The sequence below is a fragment of the Pseudomonas sp. SWRI50 genome (assembly GCF_014269095.1).
GTDB classification, from domain to species: Bacteria; Pseudomonadota; Gammaproteobacteria; order Pseudomonadales; family Pseudomonadaceae; genus Aquipseudomonas; species Aquipseudomonas kermanshahensis.
Window position 1 is genome coordinate 1 of record NZ_JABWRW010000019.1, and the last position, 20,848, is coordinate 20,848.

Here is a 20,848-nt window from a genome sequence, read left to right on the forward strand (position 1 = left end):
GCCCTGGCTCACGACCTGGTCGTGACCTTGAGCAACAACGCCACCGTCACCATCAAAGCCGGTGAAACCAGCGCGCCGTACACCCACGAAGCGCAAGGCGACGACGTCTACAAAGACGCCGGTGAAATCGAGTTGGGCGTGAAGTCGGCAGCAGACATCGATGGCCGTGCCTTCGAGAACCTGCAGCTGGGCGACGCGGCGTCGGTCAAAGTCACCGACACCACCGACGATGTCGTGGCTAAGCTGACTGCCACCCCTTCGGTTACCGAAGGTGGTGCGATCACCTACACCATCACCCTGACCAACAAAGACGGTCTGCCGATCGACAAGCATTCGGCGCTGACCTTCACCCTGAGCGATGGCACCACCGTCATTACCGTGCCGGCCAATAGCACCACCGGTTTCACCACCGTGACTGCCCCGGACAACGTCTACACCGGTATCAACGATCCAGTGACCAAGTCGATCGCTTCGGTCGATGGCGCTGATGTCGGCAAGTTCGAGAACCTGGTTCTGGACAAGACCCCGGTCAGCACCGCTGTGACCGACGAACCAGGCGTAGGCACTCCAGGCAGCAACAACCAGGGCGACAAAGTCGAACTGAGCATCGTTGCCAACCAGACTTCGGTCTTCGAGAACGAGAAACCGACCTTCACCATCAGCATCAAAGAGGCCCTGGACCAGGACCTCACCGTGCAGCTGACCGAAGGCAAGTCGGTGGTGATCAAGAAGGGCGAAACCTCGGCCATCTTCACCCACGATGCTCAAGGCGAAGACGTGTACGTCGATGCCGGCTCACTGACCGTCAGCATCACCGGCACCAGCGTGCCGGACGGCCGCCAGTTCGAGAACCTGGTGGTCAGCAAGCCTTCGGCCTCGGTGGACATCAAGGACACCTCGAACGAAGTCATCGCCAAGCTGACGGCAACCGAGTCGGTCACCGAAGGCGGTTCGATCGTCTACACCGTGACCCTGACCAGCAAGGATGGCCTGCCAGTCAACAACCACGGCGCCCTGACCTTCACGCTGAGCGACGGCAAAACCGTCATCACCGTGCCGGCCAACGGCACCGTCGGTACGGCCACCGTCGCTGCACCGGATAACGTCTACATCGGCCAGAGCTCGGTCAGCCAGACCCTGCAATCGGTAGGCGGCGCGGGCGCCAGCAAGTTCGAAAATCTGACCCTGGACAAGGCCCCGGCCACCACCACGGTCAACGACGAACCCGGCGTAGGCACTCCAGGCAGCAACAACCAGGGCGACAAAGTCGAACTGAGCATCGTTGCCAATCAGACCTCGGTCTTCGAGAACGAAAAACCGACCTTCACCATCAGTATCAAAGAGGCCCTGGACCAGGACCTCACCGTGCAGTTGACCGAAGGCAAGTCGGTTGTGATCAAGAAGGGCGAAACCTCGGCCATCTTCACTCACGACGCCCAAGGCGAAGACGTGTACGTCGACGCCGGCTCGCTGACCGTCAGCATCACCGGCACCAGCGTGCCGGACGGTCGCCAGTTCGAAAACCTGGTCGTCAGCAAGCCTTCGGCCTCGGTGGACATCAAGGACACCTCGAACGAAGTCATCGCCAAGCTGACCGCCACGCCTTCGGTCACCGAAGGCGGTGTGATCACCTACACCGTTACTCTGACCAGCAAAGATGGCCTGCCGATCAACAACCACGGCGCCCTGACCTTCACCTTGAGCGACGGCAAAACCGTCATCAACGTGCCGGCCAACAGTGCAACAGGCTTCGTCAACGTGGCTGCGCCGGATGATGTGTATATTGGCCAGACCTCTGTCGGCCTGGCGCTGCAGTCGGTAGGCGGCGCGGGTGCCAGCAAGTTCGAGCAGCTGACGCTGGACAAAACCACAGCCACCACCGTGGTCAACGACGAGCCAGGTGTCGGCACCCCAGGCACTGGCAACCAGGGCGATGTGACCACCATCGGTATCACCGGCACCACCTCGTTGACCGAAGGTGAAACCGGCAAATACACCCTGACCCTGAGCAGCCCGGCTAAAACGGAAGTCACCGTTACCCTGACCTACAGCGGCACCGCTAACGGCCAGGACTACACCGCGGTCACCACCGTGAAGATCCCGGCCAACAGCAGCAGCGTCACGTTCGATATCAAGACCATCGACGACAAGCTGGTTGAAGGTACCGAGAACTTCACCGTGACCATCGGCGCTGCCACCGGTGGCAACTTCGAAAACCTGCAGGTCGATAGCACCAAGGCGAGTGTCACCACCAACATCCTCGACAACGACCACCTGCCGGTTTCGACTGGCGGCGCGGTCAATGGCGTGGAAGACACCGACTACCTGTTCACCTGGAACGACTTCAAGGTCACCGATGCCGATGGCAACACCGGCCTGTTCGTGACCATCACCTCGCTGCCGGTCGACGGTAGCCTGAAGTTCTACAACGGCACCGCATGGGTCGATGTGAAAGCGGGCCAGGTCGTCAGCCAGGCCGACATCACCAGCAACTACCTGAAGTTCGTGCCGAAGGCGAACGAGTCGGGCACCGACGGCTATGGCGGCTCGGGCGTCGGCAACAAACAGGCTGACTACGCGCAGTTCAAGTACAAGCCGAACGACGGCACCAACTTGGGCAGCGAAGTGACCATGAAGGTCGACATCAGTCCGGTGGCCGACAAACCGACCCTGACGATTGGCAGTACCGATGTCGTGTCCAAAGGCCTGACCAAGGAAGTCTGGACCACCCTCAAAGGGCTGGGTACCGACGGCAACGGCATCACTGGCGACGCGCTGAAAACGGTCTTCGCCAACTCCGGCAGTGCTACCTCCAGTGCGACCACCACCAACGTGCAGTCCGATGGCAGCGTCACCGCTGGCACCGGTTCGAAAACGTCGGGCCTGCTCTTCCTGGAAGCCGGCAAGACCTACACCTTCAGCGGCATCGCCGATGACAGCCTGGTGGTCACCATTGGTGGCAAGACCGTGGTAACTGCGACCTGGGGCGCGGGTGGCCAGATTTCTGGCACCTTCACCCCAACGTCCAGCGGCTACTACCCGATCGAGGTTTACCACGCCAACCAATCAGGCCCTGGTAGCTATGACCTGAACATTCAGGCGGGCTCCGGTGCCGTCACCGACCTGAGCAGCAGTAACATCCCGATGTACCAGAACGTGACCGAGATGGCCAACGCTGGCCTGGGCGTGTCCGATCTGCACACCGTCAATGGCCAGAGCTACTACGACGGCTACAAGCTCAACGAAGGGCCGGAAGGTGGCTCGGTCAAGCTGGTCAGCATCAGCACCGGCCTGACCGACACCGATGGTTCCGAGACCTTGAGCGTGACCCTCAGCGGCATTCCGAAAGGGACTGTGCTGAGCGATGGCGCGGGCCACACCGTGACTGTCGGCGGTACGCCGGTGGACGTGACAGGCTGGAAACTCAGCGGCCTGACCCTGACCCCGCCGGCGTACTACAAAGGCACGTTCGACATCACAGTCACCTCCACGGCCACCGAAAGCCTCGGCGGTTCAGACAGCATCACCGGCAAGATCCCGGTCACTGTCTACGGCGCCACCTACAAGGCGACGGTGGGTACCTCGGGCGATGACACCATCAATGGCAGCGAAGGCAACGACATCATCGTCGCCGACGTGGCTGGCCTGAACGTGGTGGCGGGCAAGAACTACAACATCGCCTTCATGGTCGACAGCTCGGGCAGTATGAGCAACCAGTCCGTCGCCGCGGCCAAGGCCCAGTTGGCATCGGTGTTCCAGACGCTGAAAGCCAGCCTGGGCGCTGATACCTCGGGGACGGTGAATATCTTCATCGCCGACTTCGATACCCAGGTAAACAAGAACGTGGCGGTCAACCTTGCCGATACCGACGCACTGGCCAAGCTTCAGGCGGTGTTGGACTCGATGGTGGGTGGTTCAAGCTACGGCGGTGGTACCAACTATGAGGATGTGTTCAAAACCACGGCCAACTTCTTCAAGAGCACCATGGCTACCGGTAACAGCGGTGCAGAGAACCTGACCTACTTCATCACCGACGGTAAGCCGACTTATTACCAGACCAATGAAACGACCAACTACCGCCTGTGGAGCGGCGGCAAGTACCTGGATGACGTAGTCAACGTCAACAACTACAAGGTGGGTGAGACCTTCAGTGTCTGGGCCGACGCAACGCACAAAGTTGAAATCAATAGCGAAGGCAGCCTCAAAGTGCTGACCTACACAGAAAACCGTTGGGGCAACCTGGTGCTTGATTCCACCCGCACGATCGGGACGATTCATGCTCAAGGGGATGGCACCTACGAGTTCTCCGGCCTGGGCGGTACCGGTTATGCCGATTCCTATAACTACTGGGATTCGGCGAACAACACGTCTGCCAGCTTCGCCCTCTTGGGTGGGACTAACGGTGTAAGCAAGGTGCAGGCAATTGGTTTGAACAGCGATGTCAGCCTGACTGACCTGAAGCCATACGACAGCGCCGGCAAGCCGCAGGCCAATATCGACCCATCCAACCTGGCCAGCGCGATCCTCGGGCATTCCGAGGCGACCCTGCCAGGCGCCGACAAGGTCGATGGCGGCAACGGCAACGACATCATCTTCGGTGACCTGATCACCCTCAACGGTGTCGTCAGCGAGGGCTACCAAGCCCTGCAGGCGTACGTTGCGCAGAAGAGCGGTGTCGAGGCCAGTGCCATCACCACCAACAATGTCCACCAGTACATCACCGAGCACTACACCGAGTTCGATATCTCCGGTGCCAACGACGGCAAGGATTTCCTGTCGGGCGGCAATGGCAACGACATCCTCTTCGGCCAAGGTGGCGATGACACGCTCGATGGTGGCAAAGGTAACGACATCCTGTTGGGCGGTACCGGCAAGGACATCCTGATCGGTGGCCAAGGCGATGACATCCTGATCGGCGGTAGCGGTGCGGACACCTTCGTGTGGAAGTCGGGCGATGTCGGCAACGACGTGATCAAGGACTTCAAGGTGGCCGAGGGTGACCGTATCGATCTGAAGGATCTGCTTCAGTTCGAGAAGGGCAGCACCATCGACAACTACCTGAAGATCACCACGGTGGACGGCACCTCGACGCTGCAGGTCAGCAGCGAGGGCAAGCTCAACGCCACTGGTGGCCTGGCCAACGCCGATGTGACGATCAAGCTCGAAGGGGTCAACTGGTCCAATACCTCGATCAACTCGTTGATCAGCGGTGGCGACCCGACCATCCGTATCGATAACAAAGACAGCTGATGCCCAGCCTACCCGGGCGGTCGAAACGACCGCCCGGGTAGGTGCCGGCTCTTTCCTGCCTTCCCCTGACAGCGCATACTCGTGCGCCGGGCCTGCGTGCCCGGGAATCTTTGCCTATGCTGCTGTCTACCTACAAGGAACCAACGTGACGAGGGACACCGCCATGTTCTACGTGCAACGCAACGCTAGCGGCCAGTTGCTGCGGGTAGAAGCAGCCTCTTTTGACGAATTCACCGAAATACTCCCTGCTGACCATGCCGACGTTCAGGAATGGTTTGCCGACGACGAAGTGGAAAACAGCCTCAAAGAGCTCAAGCAAAGTGACCTGGACATGATCCGCGTGCTTGAAGACTTGATCGATGTGCTGACCGCCAAGGGTGTGTTCAGCATCACCGACCTGCCGGCTGGGGCGCAGGCCAAGCTGCTTAACCGTTCCAAGGCGCGCAAGGCGCTGGGCAGCCTGAACAACCTGATCGATGAAGAAGAGCAGGGCGGGTTGATCTAACCGCGGATCAGCCCCGATCTACAGTGATATGGTTATTCATTAAAGATATTTAAAATATCTTTCTTATGACTTTATAGTTGCTCCCACTGCGTACCCGTCGACCAATCGATGCGCCGCACGACTTGAACCCACACGGGAAATCCCCGTGCGTTTCTGATCGTTGCGCGCCTTTGACGTCGCGCACTGCGTGGGAGTGAACCATGTCCGCCGCCTCGAACGCCTTGTCGTCCATCGACAGCGCCCAGCCGCAAAGCTTTGAAATCCGCCCGTTCTCCGGTGCCGTCGGTGCCGAGATCATCGGCCTGGACCTGACCCGACCGGTCAACGCCGAGGATTTCACCCAAATTCATCGCGCCCACCTCGATCACCATGTACTGGTGTTCCGCGACCAGCGCATCACCCCAGAGCAACAGATCAGCTTCAGCCGCCGTTTCGGCGAGCTGCAGATTCATGTGCTCAAGCAGTTCCTGCTGACCGGGCACCCCGAAATCCTGATCGTTTCCAACATCGTCGAAGACGGTCGCAACGTCGGCCTGGGCGATGCTGGCAAGTTCTGGCATTCGGACCTGTCGTATAAAGAGCTCCCCAGCCTGGGTTCGATGCTGCATGCCCAGGAGTTGCCCAGCGAGGGCGGCGATACGCTGTTCGCCGATATGCACAAAGCCTGGGACGCCGTGCCCGAAGCCCTGCGCAAGGTAATCGCCGGCCGCGACGCGGCTCATTCCTACACGGCCCGGTATGCCGAGACCAAGTTCGAAGGCAACTGGCGCCCGGCCCTCAGCGCCGAGCAATTGGCCCAAGTACAGGAAGTGATCCACCCGGTGGTACGCACCCACCCGGAAAACGGCCGCAAGGCGCTGTTCGTCAGCGAAGGCTTCACCACCCGCATCGTCGGCCTGCCAGACGACGAAAGCCGCGACGTGCTGCAGCAGCTGTATGCCCTGAGCGTGCTTGAGCAGAACATCTACCGCCATCAGTGGCAGCCCCACGACTTGGTGTTCTGGGACAACCGTTCGCTGATCCACCTCGCCACTGGCTGCCCGGCGCACCTGCGGCGCAAGCTCTATCGCACCACCATCCAGGGCGATGCCCCGTTCTGACGACTGAGGAAACACACCATGCGTAAATCCATCAGCCGCCTGGCGGCAAGCATTGGCCTGGGCGCGAGCCTGGTCGTCGGCAGCCTGGCGGCCCCCGCCGTGGCCCAGGCCGAAGGCAAAATCCGCATCGCGGAACAATTCGGCATCGTCTACTTGTTGTTGAACGTGGTGCGTGACCAGCACCTGATCGAAAAACACGGTAAAGAACAGGGCGTCGACATTGAAGTCGACTGGGCCCAGCTCTCGGGCGGCGCGGCCATCAACGATGCGCTGTTGTCCGGCTCGGTGGATATCGCCGGTGCTGGCGTTGGCCCGCTGCTGACCGTCTGGGACCGCACCAAAGGCCGGCAGAACGTGAAGGCGGTCGCCTCGCTTGGCAACTTCCCGTATTACCTGGTCAGCAGCAACCCGAATGTGAAGACCATCGCTGACATCTCCGAGAAAGACCGCATCGCCGTGCCAGCCGTGGGCGTCTCCGTGCAGTCGCGCTTCCTGCAGTACGCCGCCGCCCAGCAGTGGGGCGACAAGGAATACAACCGCCTCGACAAGTACACCCTGGCCGTACCGCACCCCGATGCCACGGCCGCGCTGATCGCCGGTGGCACCGAACTGAACGGGCACTTCTCCAACCCGCCGTTCCAGGACCAGGCGTTGGCCAACAAGGATGTGCACGTTGTGCTCAACAGCTACGACCTGCTTGGCCCCAACTCGCCGACCCTGTTGTTCGCCACTGAAAAATTCCGTAAGGACAACCCCAAGACCTACAAAGCCTTCGTCGACGCGCTGGCCGAGGCCGCAGACTTTGCCCAGAAGGACAAGGCCGCCGCTGCTGACACGTACATCCGCGTGACCAAGGCCAAGATCGACCGCGATGTGCTGATCAAGCTGATCGACAACCCGCAGTACGAGTTCACGGTAACGCCGAAGAACACCTACAAACTGGCGGATTTCCTGTATCGGGTTGGCGCCATCAAGCACAAGCCGGAGTCGTGGAAGGATTACTTCTTCCAGGATGAACGCCCGCTGCAAGGGAGCTGATCGATCATGACCGCCCCATTGCCAGGCCACGCGGCCAGCAACCTGAGCCGTGTCGCCACGCCACCGCTGCTCTCGGTGGATAACCTCAGCCTCGAATACCGCACCGCGCAACGCGTGGTGCGGGCCACCCACCAGGTCAGCTTCGAAGTCGACCGCGCCGACCGTTTCGTCTTGCTGGGGCCTTCGGGCTGCGGCAAGTCCACCTTGCTCAAGGCCGTGGCCGGGTTCATCGAGCCCCAGGAAGGGCAGATTCTGCTGCAGGGTCAGCCCGTCAAAGGCCCCGGCCCTGACCGCATCGTGGTGTTTCAAGAGTTCGACCAGTTGCCACCCTGGAAGACGGTAAAGCAGAACGTCATGTTCCCTTTGCTGGTATCGGGCCAGCTCAAGCGTGCCGAGGCCGAGGACCGGGCGCTGCACTACCTGGACAAAGTCGGCTTGGCCGCCTTTGCCGATGCCTACCCACACACCCTTTCTGGCGGCATGAAGGCGCGCGTGGCGATTGCCCGGGCCTTGGCCACCCAGCCGAAGATCCTGCTGATGGACGAGCCGTTCGCCGCGCTGGACGCGCTGACCCGGCGCAAGATGCAGGAAGAGCTGCTGCTGCTGTGGGAAGAGGTGCGCTTTACCCTGCTGTTCGTGACCCACTCCATCGAAGAAGCGCTGGTGGTCGGCAACCGCATCTTGCTGCTGTCGCCGCACCCAGGCCGGGTACGGGCCGAGGTACACAGCCATCAATACGACCTTGGCAGCCTGGGCGCCGCCGATTTCCAGGCCAGTGCCCGGCGTATCCATCGCCTGTTGTTCGATGAAGCGGACACGCCCGAGCAGGCCGACGACCTTGGCTTCAACGATATCCGTATCGCCTACTGACAGGAGCTTCAGCCATGACCACTACACCTGTACGTCAGGAATACGAGGTGCAGCTGGAGCCGCTGCTCAGTGTGCCTCTGGAACGCCAACTGCCCTTAGCCCAGCGCTTGTGGCAGCAAGGCTGGCTGCGCAAGGCTGTCATCCTAGTGGTGATCGCCGCGCTGTGGGAGGCCGTGGCCCGCTATCAAGGCAACGACCTGCTGCTGCCAAGCTTTCTGCAAACCTCTGCTGCGCTGTGGGACGGCCTGCTCAGTGGCGAGTTGCCCGCCAAGGTCGGCGTGTCGCTGGTGATCCTGCTCAAGGGCTATGTGCTGGGTATTGTGCTAGCGTTCGGCTTGACCAGCCTGGCGGTGTCGACCCAGCTTGGCCGTGACCTGCTGGGCACCTTGACCTCCATGTTCAACCCCTTGCCGGCAATCGCCTTGCTGCCGCTGGCGCTGTTGTGGTTCGGCCTGGGCGACAACAGCCTGATCTTCGTGCTGGTGCACTCGGTGCTATGGGCGCTGGCGCTGAATACGTATGCGGGCTTTCTCGGGGTGTCCGAGACGTTGCGCATGGCCGGTCGCAACTATGGCCTCAAGGGCCTGCGATTGGTGCTGCACATCCTGGTGCCGGCGGCCTTGCCGTCGATTCTGTCGGGCTTGAAGATCGGCTGGGCGTTTGCCTGGCGCACCTTGATTGCCGCCGAACTGGTGTTTGGCGCCAGCAGCGGCAAGGGCGGGCTGGGTTGGTACATCTTCCAGAACCGCAACGAGCTGTACACCGACAAGGTGTTTGCCGGGTTGGCGGTGGTGATCTTGATTGGTTTGCTGGTCGAGGGGTTGGTGTTCAACACCCTGGAGCGGCTGACCGTGCGGCGGTGGGGGATGCAGCGCTAGCCAGTAAGCCTGTATCGGCCTCTTCGCGGGCTTGCCCGCGAAGAGGCCGATACAGGCTATGGATTCTGGTACTGAGCCGCCGCATTGCTCAGCATCTTGCCAATCTCTTCGCGCAACCCCTCTGGTTGCTCAACCACCACCCCATCCCCCTGGCTCAGCAGCCACCAACGCAGCGGCCAGCCATCGCTTACCGTGGCCCGCAACCGATGCCCATGCTCCAGCGCCGTCAGCTGCATGTCGCTGCTCAACGGCGCCTCGCGCAACTGCCGCGCCAAGGCATCACTGACCCGCGCCACCAGCTCTACCCCCTCGCCTTGGGCCGGCTGCAGCGCATCACCGCGCAAGTACGTCAGCAAGTCGAAATTGCCGCGCAGCTCGCCCACGGCACTCGACGACCAGTGCCAGCCGAACGGTATGCTCTTGTCATTGCGCTCCAGCGGAAAAATCAGCGACAACTCGTTGAGGTCGCGCTCAACCGTGCGTTTGCTGACATTGAACCCCACATCACGCAGGCGCCACACCAGCTCGGCGCTGGTGATGCCTGGGGAGCGGCTGGGCAGTTGGCGCAGCAGCGCCCACTGACGACTGAGGGTGGCGCGAGTGGTGGCGAACGGCAAAAGATAACGTCCTTGTCTAGGCTTGCCGCAATAGGATGGCGGCACGAGCGGGGCATGGCAATTGGCCACAGCCTGCTCAGATCAAGGAAGTCGCATTTGGTTGCCTCGTGCCGAATCGTTCGCGACAGGTTTTGTCGTGACGTCACGCAGAATCACGCCTCATCACAGCCGAGGTCGAGGTTGTGTGTCGTTCAATGAGGATGAACATGTCTGCTGCCAGCAATATCCATTCGCTGCTTGCCCGTCTTCTGCCAGAGCGGGTCATCGCCCCGCCAGCCCCTGCCGGGAGGCGTCATCGGCTGTTTGCCGGGGTCGGGCTGCCCAGCCAGCGGTCGTTGCTGGTCAGCCGCCTGGACGAGGCCAGCGATTTGCAGGGTGTGTACGCCGACCTGCGCCGCCAAGCGCTGCAAGGCAGCGTGGCCGCACTGAATGACCTCGGCTGGATCTGGCTCAATGGCAAGTACTGGCGTGCCGACACCGTGCTGGCCGGCCACCTGTTGCGCATGGCGGCCTTGCAGGGTAACGCCGCGGCCTGGTTCAACCTGGGCCAGCAGCATTACTTCGGCAAAGGCATCGACACGTCTTACGTGCAGGCGGCCGAGTGTTATCGGCAGGCGTTTGACCGCGGCATGTTGCATGCTGCCGCCGCACTCGGTGACTTGTATGAAGAAGAAGTGTGCGATGGCGACCTGGACTGGCAGGTCGATCTGGTGCAGGCCTACCAATGGTTTTTGCGCGGTGCCCAGCGGGGCGAAGCGCGGTGCCGGTTCGAGGTGGGGTACCGGCTGATGCATGGCCTGTATGTGGAGGCTGATATCAAAGGCGCGCTGTATTGGCTTGAGCTGGCGGCTGCGGCCGGGGTGATGCAGGCGGCCGAGGAGCTGGCGGTGCACTTCAGCAGCCGCGACCGCGCGCGGTACCTGGACTGGCGCGACCGGGCCGTGCAGATGGGCAGTACGCTGGCGCTGACGATGAAGCTGGAAGACCAGGTCCAGCCCTGATTGTTAAAGCAAATTCGGCCCGCAACGCACTCCCATGTAGGAGCGGCCTTGCGTCGCGAAAGGGCTGCGAAGCAGCCCCAGATTCTATCGTCTATGCAGATATTGCTGGGGCTGCTTCGCAGCCCTTTCGCGACGCAAGGCCGCTCCTACACACAGAGCGCGCACGGGCTAAAGACCACGCATGAACAGAATTTCACCCACGCTACCCGTCGCCCACTGTTGACGGCAGGGGGAGGGCCAGGCGTATATTGATAGTTAGCAAACTATGAATATCCTTGGTTCCTTTCATGACCCTTGATCTCCTGCGCCTGCAAGTCAGCAGCGGCATGGTGGTTGCCGCTCGCCATTGGCGGCGCATCTGCCACGCGGCTCTGACGGCCTACGGCATTTCTGAAGCCTGCGCCGCGCCGCTGTTGATGATCGTGCGCCTGGGCGACGGCGTGCATCAGGTGGCGGTGGCTCAGGCCGCTGGCCTCGAAAGCCCGTCGCTGGTACGCCTGCTCGACCAGCTGTGCAAAGCCGGGCTGGTGTGCCGCAGCGAGGACCCTCTCGACCGCCGCGCCAAGGCCCTGAGCCTGACCACCGAAGGCCGCGCCTTGGCCGAATCCATCGAAGCCGAGTTGGTGCGCTTGCGCCGTGAGGTGCTGCAGGGCATCGACCAGGCTGACCTCGAGGCCGCCTTGCGCGTGCTGCGCGCGTTCGAAGCCGCTGGCCTCGGCACACCCGGCGGGGCAGCATGAACGGATTCTTCAGCTCAGTACCCCCAGCCCGCGATTGGTTCTACGGCGTGCGCACCTTCGCCGCGTCGATGATCGCCCTGTACATTGCCCTGCTCATGCAGCTGCCGCGCCCGTACTGGGCGATGGCGACCGTCTACATCGTCTCCAGCCCGTTCGTCGGCCCGACCAGTTCCAAGGCCCTGTACCGCGCCCTGGGCACCTTGCTCGGGGCCGGCGGGGCGATATTCCTGGTGCCACCCTTGGTGCAGTCGCCGCTGTTGCTGAGCGTCGCCATCGCCTTGTGGACCGGCACCTTGCTGTTCCTCTCGCTGAACCTGCGCACCGCCAACAACTACGTGCTGATGCTGGCGGGCTACACGCTACCGATGATTGCCCTGGCCGTGGTCGACAACCCCACCGCGGTGTTCGATGTGGCCTCGTCGCGGGCTCAGGAAATCTGCCTGGGCATTGTCTGCGCGGCCGTGGTCGGTGCAATCTTCTGGCCGCGCCGCCTGGCCCCGGTGGTGGTCGGCTCGACCGGCAACTGGTTTGCCGAGGCGATCCGCTACAGTGATACCTACCTGGCCCGTGACGTCGCCGCCGACAAGGTGGGCGGCATGCGTGCCTCGATGGTGGCCACGTTCAACACCCTGGAAATGATGATCGGCCAGCTCGGCCACGAGGGTGCCGGCCCCCACACCCTGAAGAACGCCAGCGAGCTGCGTGGGCGGATGATCCACCTGCTGCCGGTGATCGACGCCCTGGACGACGCCCTGGTCGCCCTCGAAGGCCGTGCGCCTGTGCAGTTCGCCCAGTTGCAACCGTTGCTGGCCGAGGCCCGCGAGTGGCTCAAAGGCACTGCCGACGATGCCTCCCTGGCGCCCTGGGCCGCCTTGCACGAGCAGATCACCCGCCTGCAACCCAGCGCCGCCGCACTGGACCAGCGCGCCGGCCTGCTGCTGTCCAACGCCTTGTATCGCCTGACCGAGTGGGTCGACCTCTGGCAAGACTGCTGCACCCTCCAGCACGCCCTGCGCAAGGACGACGCCACGCCCTGGCGCGCCGCTTACCGCCACTGGCGCTTGAGCCGCCTGACGCCCTTCTTCGACCGGGGCCTGATGCTGTACTCGGTGTTCTCCACTGTCACCGCGATCATCGTCGCCAGCGGCTTGTGGATTCTGCTCGGCTGGAACGACGGCGGCAGTGCGGTCATCCTCGCGGCCGTGGCCTGCAGCTTCTTTGCCGCGATGGACGACCCGGCGCCGCAGATCTACCGGTTCTTCTTCTGGACGCTGATGTCGGTGATCTTCTCCAGCGTCTACCTGTTCCTGGTGCTGCCCAACCTGCACGACTTCCCGATGCTGGTGCTGGCATTCGCCGTGCCGTTCATCTGCGTCGGCACGCTGACCGTGCAGCCGCGCTTCTACCTCGGCACCTTGCTGACCATCGTCAACACCGCCACCTTCATCAGCATCCAGGGCGCGTACGACGCAGACTTCCTGACCTTTATCAACGCCAACCTGGCCGGCCCGGTGGGGCTGCTGTTCGCGTTCATCTGGACCTTGCTGCTGCGCCCGTTCGGCGTCGAGTTGGCAGCCAAGCGCATGACCCGCTTCGCCTGGCGCGACATCGTCGAGATGACCCAGCCCGCCACCCTGGCCGAACACCGCCAGGTCGGGGTACAGATGCTCGACCGCCTGATGCAGCACCTGCCGCGCTTGTCGCAGACCGGCCAGGACAGCGGCGTGGCACTGCGTGACCTGCGCGTGGGCCTGAACCTGCTCGACCTGCTGGCCTACATGCCCCGCGCCAACCCGCAGGCCCGTGAGCGCCTGGCCACGGTCATCGAGGAAGTCGGCGCCCACTACGCCGCCTGCCTGCGCGCCAACCAACGCCTGCACGCCCCGGCCACGTTGCTGCGCAACATGGAGCGCGCGCGGCAAGGGTTGGCGCTGGATGACCACAACGACCGCGGCGATGCCCGCGTGCACCTGCTGCATGCCCTGAGTGGCCTGCGCTTGGCCTTGCTGCCTGGGGTCGAGGTGATGCTCGAGCCGACCGAACAACCGCAACTGCCCCCCGGCATCGATGGAGCCCCACTGTGATCGGTGATCTGGATATCAGCGGGGTGTTTCTGCCCACGCTGCTGGTGATGATGGTGTTCACCTACCTGCTGTTTCTGGGCGTGCACGCTTTGCTTGTGCGCCTGCATTTCTACCGCCTGGTCTGGCACCGGGCTTTGTTCAACGTTGCCCTCTACGCCGTGATGCTGGGCGCGGTCGACCACTTTTGCCGAAACCTGATGCTGCCATGAAAAAACCTTTGCTGACCCTGGGCCGTGTGGTCCTGACCTTGCTGGTCGTGAGTTTCGCCGCCGTGCTCGTGTGGCAGATGGTGGGCTACTACCTGTTCGCCCCCTGGACCCGCGACGGCCACATCCGCGCCGACGTGATCCAGATCGCCCCGGATGTGTCCGGGCTGATCCAGAAGGTCGAGGTGCGTGACAACCAGGTGGTCAAGCGCGGCGACGTGCTGTTCACCATCGACCAGGACCGCTTCAGCCTGGCCCTGCGCCAGGCCAAGGCGACCCTCGCCGAGCGCGAGGAAACCCTGGCCCAGGCTGCCCGCGAGACGCGCCGTAACCGCAAGCTGGGCAACCTGGTCGCGGCCGAGCAACTGGAAGAGAGCCAGTCCCGCGAAGCCCGCGCCCGCTCGGCGGTCAACGAGGCACAGGTGGCTGTCGATACTGCACAGCTCAACCTCGATCGCTCGGTGGTACGCAGCCCGGTGGACGGCTACCTCAACGACCGCGCCCCGCGTAACCACGAATTCGTCACCGCCGGCCGCCCTGTACTGTCGGTGGTCGACAGCGCCTCGTACCACGTCGATGGCTACTTCGAAGAAACCAAGCTCGGTGGCATCCACATCGGCGATGCCGTGGACATCCGCGTGATGGGCGACAACACCCGCCTGCGCGGCCACGTACAAAGCTTTGCCGCTGGCATCGAAGACCGCGACCGCAGCAGCGGCGCCAACCTGCTGCCCAACGTCAACCCGGCGTTCAGCTGGGTGCGCCTGGCCCAGCGGATTCCGGTGCGTATCGCCTTCGACGAAGTGCCGGAAGACTTCCGCATGATCGCCGGGCGCACGGCCACGGTGTCGATCATCGAGGACAAGCGCCCATGAAACGCCTGATGCTGGTGGGCATGGCCCTGTCCCTCGGTGCCTGTGCCCTGGTTGGCCCGGATTACGAAGTGCCGAAAGACGCGGCCGTGCAGCGCAGCGACCTCAACGGGCCGCTGCGCCAGGACGCCGACAGTGTGGTGTCGGCGCCGGTACCCGAAGACTGGTGGCAGCTGTACCAGGATCAGCGCCTCAACCAACTGGTGCGCCAGGCATTGAGCGCCAATACCGAGCTGCGGGTGGCCGCGGCCAACATCGCCAAGGCCCGCGCCCAGGTCGAAGTGGCCGAATCGCAGGGCGGTTTCAGTGGTGGCATCAAGGCTGGCGCTCAGCGCTTGCAGGAGTCTGGCGAGGCCTTTTTGCTGCCCGAGAAGGTACCCGTGGCCAATATCGGTGAAGCCATCATCAGCGCCTCCTACCAGTTCGACCTGTGGGGCACGTTCAAGCGCGGCACCGAGGCGGCCAAGGCCAACGCCGACGCGGTGCAGGCCGCAGCGGACACCGCGCGCATCACCCTGGTGGCGGATGTGGTCAAGGCCTATACCCAGGTGTGCTCGGCCAACGAGGAATACCACATTGCCCGCGAGTCGCTGGACCTGCAGGAGCAAGGCGTAAAGCTGAACCAGCGCCTGCGCGATGCCGGCCGTGGCGACGAAACCCAGGTCACCCGCTCGCAGACCCAATTCAAATCCCTGCGCGCCGAACTGCCACGCTTCAAGGCCGAGCGCGAGACGGGCTTGTATACCCTCGCTGCACTGCTGGCCAAACCGGTCGAGCAGTTGCCCGCCGGCACCGCCGATTGCGCCGAACTGCCGCACCTGGCCCAACTGATCCCGGTAGGCGACGGTGCCGCGCTGCTCAAGCGGCGCCCCGACGTGCGCCAGGCCGAGCGCCAACTGGCGGCCGCCACCGCTTACATCGGCGTGGCCACGGGCGCGCTGTACCCGGATATCAGCATCGGCGCCCAGGTGGGCACCATCGGTATCCTCGAGAACCTTGGCGAGCCCTCCACCAACCGCTGGGGCTTTGGCCCACAGATCAGCTGGACCATCCCCACCAACGGCACCCGTGCCCGCATCCGCATGGCCGAAGCCTCGACCCAAGCGGCGCTGGCGCATTTCGACGGCGTGGTGCTGAACGCCATCCGCGAGACCCAGACCCGGCTGGCGCAGTACAGCGCCTTGCTCGACCGGCGTGATGCATTGGCCGAGGCAGAGAAGTCGGCCAAGGAAGCGGCGGACCAGACGCACCGGTATTACCAGGCTGGCCGTGAGTCGTTCCTGGCGGATTTGCAGGCGACGCGGACGTATACCGATATGCGCGCGCAGTTGGCGGCGGCGAATAGCCAGGTGGCGGTGGGGCAGATTGGGGTGTTTTTGGCGCTGGGTGGGGGATGGAAGGGGGCTGCTGGCAAGCCTTGATCATTGTGTGGTGGCGAGAAGGTGTTTGGCGACAGGATTGCGGCGCCTATGAGATCGAGCGCCGCCCGCGCGGCGCTTCGCGGGGCAAGTCGGACCGCCGCACCGCCGCGCGGGCGGCGCTCGGTCTTGAGGGCGCCGAACCTCTAACGTCGAACACCCCGAATATGTCAGACATTTCCGAATCTGAAACCAAATGCTTCAGCTCTCGCTATCAGGCGAACTATCCTACGCGCCTGTCGGAAGGTGCTGTCTAGGCGGGGAGATGCCCCAGGAATAATGTCCTCGGGTCGCCTCGCAAGGCGATCGGGCGTGAGACACCCGGTTCTATAGCACATCGCTTAATGGCGGTCGTACGCGGGCAGGCTTCGGTCTGGCCGGGTATGCCTATGGACCCGGGTCTCACCCCGCGTATGACTGCCACCCAGCTCCGTGAGACGAAAAGGAAGGCAGTTACCTATCCGCATGCCATAGGTGCCCCACCATGAAAAAAATCGTCCCCGACCCACCGCCCGCAACCCTCCTTCTGCTCGACCCACCCCTCATCACGCTCCAAGACCCTCCCTGCGCCGAAACGTGCGACCTGCTGATCCGCGCCCTGACCCTGACGGTGGAGCAGACCACCTCCGCCCTGCTAGACAGCAGCCCTGGTCTGATGCGTGATGCGATGGGCATGAACATCCGCCTGTTGTGCCGGATGATCAACGCCTTGTGCGACCACACCCGCGCCAGCGCCTGAGCCGAGCACGCCTTCTACAAGAGTCAACACGCCTCCTGGGTTGAAGCTTATTTGTCACAAGATTTTTCATGAAATCCGCCCGCTACCCTTGAGAGAAATAGAGTGGAAGTGAACAATGTTCTCTTTCGCATTCCCTCCGAGACTGGCCATGAAAACCCGTTCCCGTCTGCTTGCCTGGCTGCCTGCTTTCCTGCTTGGCCCAGTGCTGGCGCTGTGCAGCACCGCGGTGCTGGCCGAAGCCCCCGCCGAGGCCGCCAAGGCCTTGCACCTGCTCGACTACATCGGTGCCGACTACCCGCCGACCGTGCGCGACGGCAAGGTGATCGACGAGGGTGAATACCGCGAGCAACAGGAATTCACTGCGTTACTGGCCGAGCTGGTCAAAGGTTTGCCGGCGCATGCTGAGCAAACGGCATTGGAGCAGGGCGTAGAGGGTTTGCGCCAGGCCATTGAGCAGCGTCATGAAGGCGCCGCCGTTGCCCGTCAGGCCCGCCAGTTAGGCGCGCGCCTGGCGGTGGCCTACGAGGTTAGCCAGGCCCCGGTGATTACCCCGGACCCGGCCCGCGGGGCCTCGCTGTATGCGCAGAACTGCTCGATCTGCCATGGCGATACCGGCACCGGCGATGGCCCGGCCGGTGTCGGCCTGGAGCCGCCGCCCGCTAACCTGCGCAGCGTCGAGCGGCTTGACCAGTTGAGCCTGTTCGACCTGTACAACACCCTTGGCCTGGGCATCGAAGGCACCGAGATGCCATCGTTCGCCGATCAGCTCGATGAGCGTCAGCGCTGGGACGTCGCCGCCTATGTGGCAAGCTTCACTGCCCAGCCTGAAGCCGCAAAAGGTGACAAGGTCTGGAACCTGGCCGACCTTGCCCGCCAAACCCCGGCTGAAGTCGCGGCCAACGAAGGCGCCAGTGCGCTGGACGCTTTCCGTGCCCAACGTGCCCAGCCGCCGCAAGTCAAACGCGGCCCGGCGCAGTTGCTCGAGTACACCGCCAGCACCCTGGATAAAAGCCTGGCCGCCTACCGCGAAGGCGATCACGACCAGGCGTATGACTTGTCTGTGGCCGCGTACCTGGAAGGGTTCGAGCTGGTGGAAAGCTCGCTGGACAACATCGATACCCAAGCGCGCAAAGACACTGAAAAATCCCTTATGGCTTACCGCCAGTCACTGCAGGACGGTTTGCCAGTGGCCCAGGCTGAGCAGCGCTTAACTGAAGCCAAGGCCAAGCTCGGCCAGGCCGCCAAGCTGCTGGGCAGCGACGGCCTGAGCTGGTCGCTGAGCTTCATTTCGGGGCTGTTGATTCTGCTGCGCGAAGGCCTTGAAGCGATTCTGGTGCTGGCGGCGATCCTGGCCTTCCTGCGCAACACCGGCCAGCAGTCGGCTGTGCGCAGCGTGAATATCGGCTGGGGGCTGGCGCTGGTTGCCGGCTTTGCCACCTGGGCCCTGGCGGCTTATGTGATCGACGTGGGCGGTGCCCAGCGCGAGCTGCTGGAAGGCTGCACGGCGCTGTTTGCTGCGGTCATGGTGCTGTGGCTGGGGGTATGGATGCACGACCGCCGCCACGCTGCGGCCTGGCAGGACTACATCAAGAGCAGCCTGGTCAGTGGCGGCGGGCGCTTCGGCTTTGCCATGCTGGCGTTCTTCTCGGTGTACCGCGAGCTGTTCGAGGTGATCCTGTTCTACGAAACCCTGTGGCTGCAGGCGGGGCCTGCCGGGCATCAGGCGGTGCTGGCAGGGGGCGCGACGGCGCTGGTGCTGCTGGTGGGGTTGGCGTGGGTGATTTTGCGCGGTTCGGCCAAGCTGCCGCTGTCGCTGTTCTTCAGCATCAACGCGGCGCTGTTGTGCGCGCTGTCGGTGGTGTTCGCCGGGCACGGCGTCAAGGCACTGCAAGAGGCCGGGGTGCTGGGCACGCGGCCGGTGGCGTTCTTCGAGTTCGACTGGCTGGGCATTCATGCCGATGCCTACTCGCTGGCAGCCCAGGCGGTGGCATTGCTGGCCATCGTGTTCCTGTACGGGCGCTCGCGGTTGGCCGAGAAGCACAGGGCGGCGGCCAGCTAAGGCCGCCCTCCTGGTATACCTGTTCGATCAGGCCGGTTGTGGCGCCTTGAGAATGTTCTGCAGCAGTTGAACACTGTCGACGGCGTCATGACCCAGGCTGGTCAGGTAGCCACCATCGGGTTGATCGGTCAGCCCTTTATCGTACAGGCGCTGAGCGGCCGCGATCAGGGCAGGGGAGGCGTGGCTGTTTATCTTGATGCCTTCCTGGCTGCTGTCGTGCTTGAACAGCGCGAGGACTTCCAGTTCGGCGATCAGATCGGGGGTAAAGGACATGGCGACTCCTGACTTCCAGACGAGGATGGCGGCACCGTCATCGGTGCCTGACCTTCGAGTGTAGTCGGGTTATTCGTCGTCGCCTTGATCCATCTCAGGTGGCAGCTCGGGCAGGGCGCGCAGGGCGTTTTCATACCACTCGCTATTGAAGGCGCGGTCTTCCACCAGCATGTTGTCGATCTCGAAGGCCAACACATGGGCCATCAGGTTGAGGATGTCCTCGCGCGCGTAGCCGACCAGGGTGAGCTTGTTGAAGGTGGCTTTGGCGGCCGGCGGCTCGCCGCTTTCGATCTGGTTCTCGATGGCCTGGGTCAGCGTTGCTTCGGCGAAGGCTTCGTCGTCATTGTCGATGTCGGTGGGCTCGCTCATGGCGGTACTCCTGTGATGGGGCATACAGTTTGCCACGCCTGTGCTGGCAATGTCCGGTCATCGACCGGGTGCATGACGCTGGTCAGGCGCTGGCGCAGGGGCTATAAAAGCCGGGCCATCCCCATACGGCCTGGAGGCTGTTACCCCATGCTCAAGCTTCACGGATTCTCGGTCAGCAATTACTACAACATGGTCAAGCTGGCGCTGCTGGAAAAAGGCCTGCCTTTCGAGGAGGTCACCTTCTACGGCGGCCAGGCGCCCAAGGCACTGGAAGTCAGCCCGCGGGGCAAGGTACCGGTATTGGAAACCGAGCACGGCTTTATCAGCGAAACCAGTGTGATCCTCGACTACATCGAGCAGACCCAAGGCGGCAAGGCACTACTGCCAACCGAGCCGTTCGAGCAGGCCAAGGTGCGTGAGCTGCTGAAGGAAATCGAGTTGTACATCGAGCTGCCGGCGCGTACCTGCTATGCCGAGTCCTTCTTTGGCATGGCGGTGGAGCCGTTGATCAAGGAACGCGCCCGTGCCGACCTGCTGGCGGGCTTTGCCACGCTCAAGCGCAATGGGCGCTTCGCACCCTATGTGGCGGGTGAGCAGCTGACCATTGCCGACCTGATGTTCTGCTTCTCGGTCGACTTGGCCTACGCGGTGGGCAAGAAGGTGCTGAACCTCGACTTCCTCGCGGACTTCCCCGAGGCCAAGGCATTGCTGGAGAAAATGCGCGAGCACCCGCACATGGCGCGGATCCTGGCAGACAAGGAGGCGGCGATGCCGGCCTTCATGGAGATGATTCGTAGCGGCAAGCGCTAACTGTAGCTAGCGCTGAACC

The 20,848-nt window shown here is 63.0% G+C and carries 18 protein-coding genes; 15 read left to right on the plus strand and 3 right to left on the minus strand.

The features are described from left to right. From HU750_RS19030 to HU750_RS19055, 6 genes are all read left to right on the plus strand, one after another. Nucleotides 1–5,250, plus strand: a 5,250-nt coding sequence (locus tag HU750_RS19030) for an immunoglobulin-like domain-containing protein (RefSeq protein WP_186681796.1), incomplete at its 5' end; no start/stop codon positions are given. A gap of 163 nt (nt 5,251–5,413) precedes the next feature. Further along, entirely contained in the window at nt 5,414–5,755 is a 342-nt protein-coding gene (locus tag HU750_RS19035; RefSeq protein WP_027595105.1) for a hypothetical protein, read from the plus strand. A gap of 200 nt (nt 5,756–5,955) precedes the next feature. After that, nucleotides 5,956–6,855, plus strand: a complete 900-nt coding sequence (locus tag HU750_RS19040) for a TauD/TfdA dioxygenase family protein (protein WP_085273907.1) — start codon at nt 5,956–5,958, stop codon at nt 6,853–6,855. An 18-nt stretch (nt 6,856–6,873) separates the two neighbouring features. Beyond that, complete coding sequence (locus tag HU750_RS19045; protein WP_099452582.1) at nt 6,874–7,893, plus strand: ABC transporter substrate-binding protein; 1,020 nt, start codon at nt 6,874–6,876, stop codon at nt 7,891–7,893. A gap of 6 nt (nt 7,894–7,899) precedes the next feature. Continuing rightward, on the plus strand, nt 7,900–8,763 hold the full coding sequence (locus HU750_RS19050; RefSeq protein WP_027595108.1) for an ABC transporter ATP-binding protein: 864 nt from the start codon (nt 7,900–7,902) through the stop codon (nt 8,761–8,763). Between the two features lie 14 nt (nt 8,764–8,777). Then, complete coding sequence (locus HU750_RS19055; protein WP_027595109.1) at nt 8,778–9,641, plus strand: ABC transporter permease; 864 nt, start codon at nt 8,778–8,780, stop codon at nt 9,639–9,641. 56 nt (nt 9,642–9,697) lie between these two features. On the opposite strand, the gene HU750_RS19060 is transcribed toward HU750_RS19055, so the two are convergent. Further along, the gene (locus tag HU750_RS19060) at nt 9,698–10,258 is read right to left on the minus strand and encodes a WYL domain-containing protein (RefSeq protein ID WP_027595110.1); all 561 of its coding nucleotides are present in this window, start codon (nt 10,256–10,258) and stop codon (nt 9,698–9,700) included. A 206-nt stretch (nt 10,259–10,464) separates the two neighbouring features. On the opposite strand from HU750_RS19060, the gene HU750_RS19065 reads away from it, so the two are divergent. From HU750_RS19065 to HU750_RS19100, 8 genes are all read left to right on the plus strand, one after another. After that, nucleotides 10,465–11,259: a tetratricopeptide repeat protein gene (locus HU750_RS19065; protein WP_099452585.1), complete on the plus strand. Its 795-nt coding sequence runs from the start codon at nt 10,465–10,467 to the stop codon at nt 11,257–11,259. Between the two features lie 287 nt (nt 11,260–11,546). Continuing rightward, nucleotides 11,547–11,999: a MarR family winged helix-turn-helix transcriptional regulator gene (locus tag HU750_RS19070; RefSeq protein WP_186681798.1), complete on the plus strand. Its 453-nt coding sequence runs from the start codon at nt 11,547–11,549 to the stop codon at nt 11,997–11,999. Then, nucleotides 11,996–14,083 (plus strand): FUSC family protein, encoded by a 2,088-nt coding sequence (locus HU750_RS19075; RefSeq protein WP_027595113.1) that lies wholly within the window; start codon nt 11,996–11,998, stop codon nt 14,081–14,083. The genes HU750_RS19070 and HU750_RS19075 overlap by 4 nt, the downstream gene beginning before the upstream one ends. Continuing rightward, complete coding sequence (locus tag HU750_RS19080; RefSeq protein WP_027595114.1) at nt 14,080–14,292, plus strand: DUF1656 domain-containing protein; 213 nt, start codon at nt 14,080–14,082, stop codon at nt 14,290–14,292. The genes HU750_RS19075 and HU750_RS19080 overlap by 4 nt, the downstream gene beginning before the upstream one ends. Beyond that, a complete protein-coding gene (locus HU750_RS19085; protein WP_099428035.1) occupies nt 14,289–15,164 on the plus strand; it encodes an efflux RND transporter periplasmic adaptor subunit in 876 nt (291 codons plus the stop codon). Before HU750_RS19080 ends, HU750_RS19085 begins: the two co-directional genes overlap by 4 nt. Beyond that, complete coding sequence (locus HU750_RS19090; protein WP_186681800.1) at nt 15,161–16,582, plus strand: efflux transporter outer membrane subunit; 1,422 nt, start codon at nt 15,161–15,163, stop codon at nt 16,580–16,582. Before HU750_RS19085 ends, HU750_RS19090 begins: the two co-directional genes overlap by 4 nt. 481 nt (nt 16,583–17,063) lie before the next feature. Then, complete coding sequence (locus HU750_RS19095) at nt 17,064–17,318, plus strand: hypothetical protein (protein WP_027595117.1); 255 nt, start codon at nt 17,064–17,066, stop codon at nt 17,316–17,318. Between the two features lie 115 nt (nt 17,319–17,433). Further along, a complete protein-coding gene (locus HU750_RS19100; protein WP_186681802.1) occupies nt 17,434–19,377 on the plus strand; it encodes a cytochrome c/FTR1 family iron permease in 1,944 nt (647 codons plus the stop codon). A gap of 27 nt (nt 19,378–19,404) precedes the next feature. Here the strand turns inward: HU750_RS19100 and HU750_RS19105 are convergent, their stop codons facing one another. Further along, complete coding sequence (locus tag HU750_RS19105) at nt 19,405–19,650, minus strand: TIGR02647 family protein (protein ID WP_186681804.1); 246 nt, start codon at nt 19,648–19,650, stop codon at nt 19,405–19,407. 69 nt (nt 19,651–19,719) lie between these two features. Beyond that, nucleotides 19,720–20,019: a hypothetical protein gene (locus HU750_RS19110; RefSeq protein ID WP_027595122.1), complete on the minus strand. Its 300-nt coding sequence runs from the start codon at nt 20,017–20,019 to the stop codon at nt 19,720–19,722. A 147-nt stretch (nt 20,020–20,166) separates the two neighbouring features. Between HU750_RS19110 and HU750_RS19115 the strand changes: the two genes are divergently transcribed. Continuing rightward, entirely contained in the window at nt 20,167–20,829 is a 663-nt protein-coding gene (locus HU750_RS19115; RefSeq protein ID WP_186681806.1) for a glutathione S-transferase, read from the plus strand. Nucleotides 20,830–20,848: the final 19 nt, after the last annotated feature.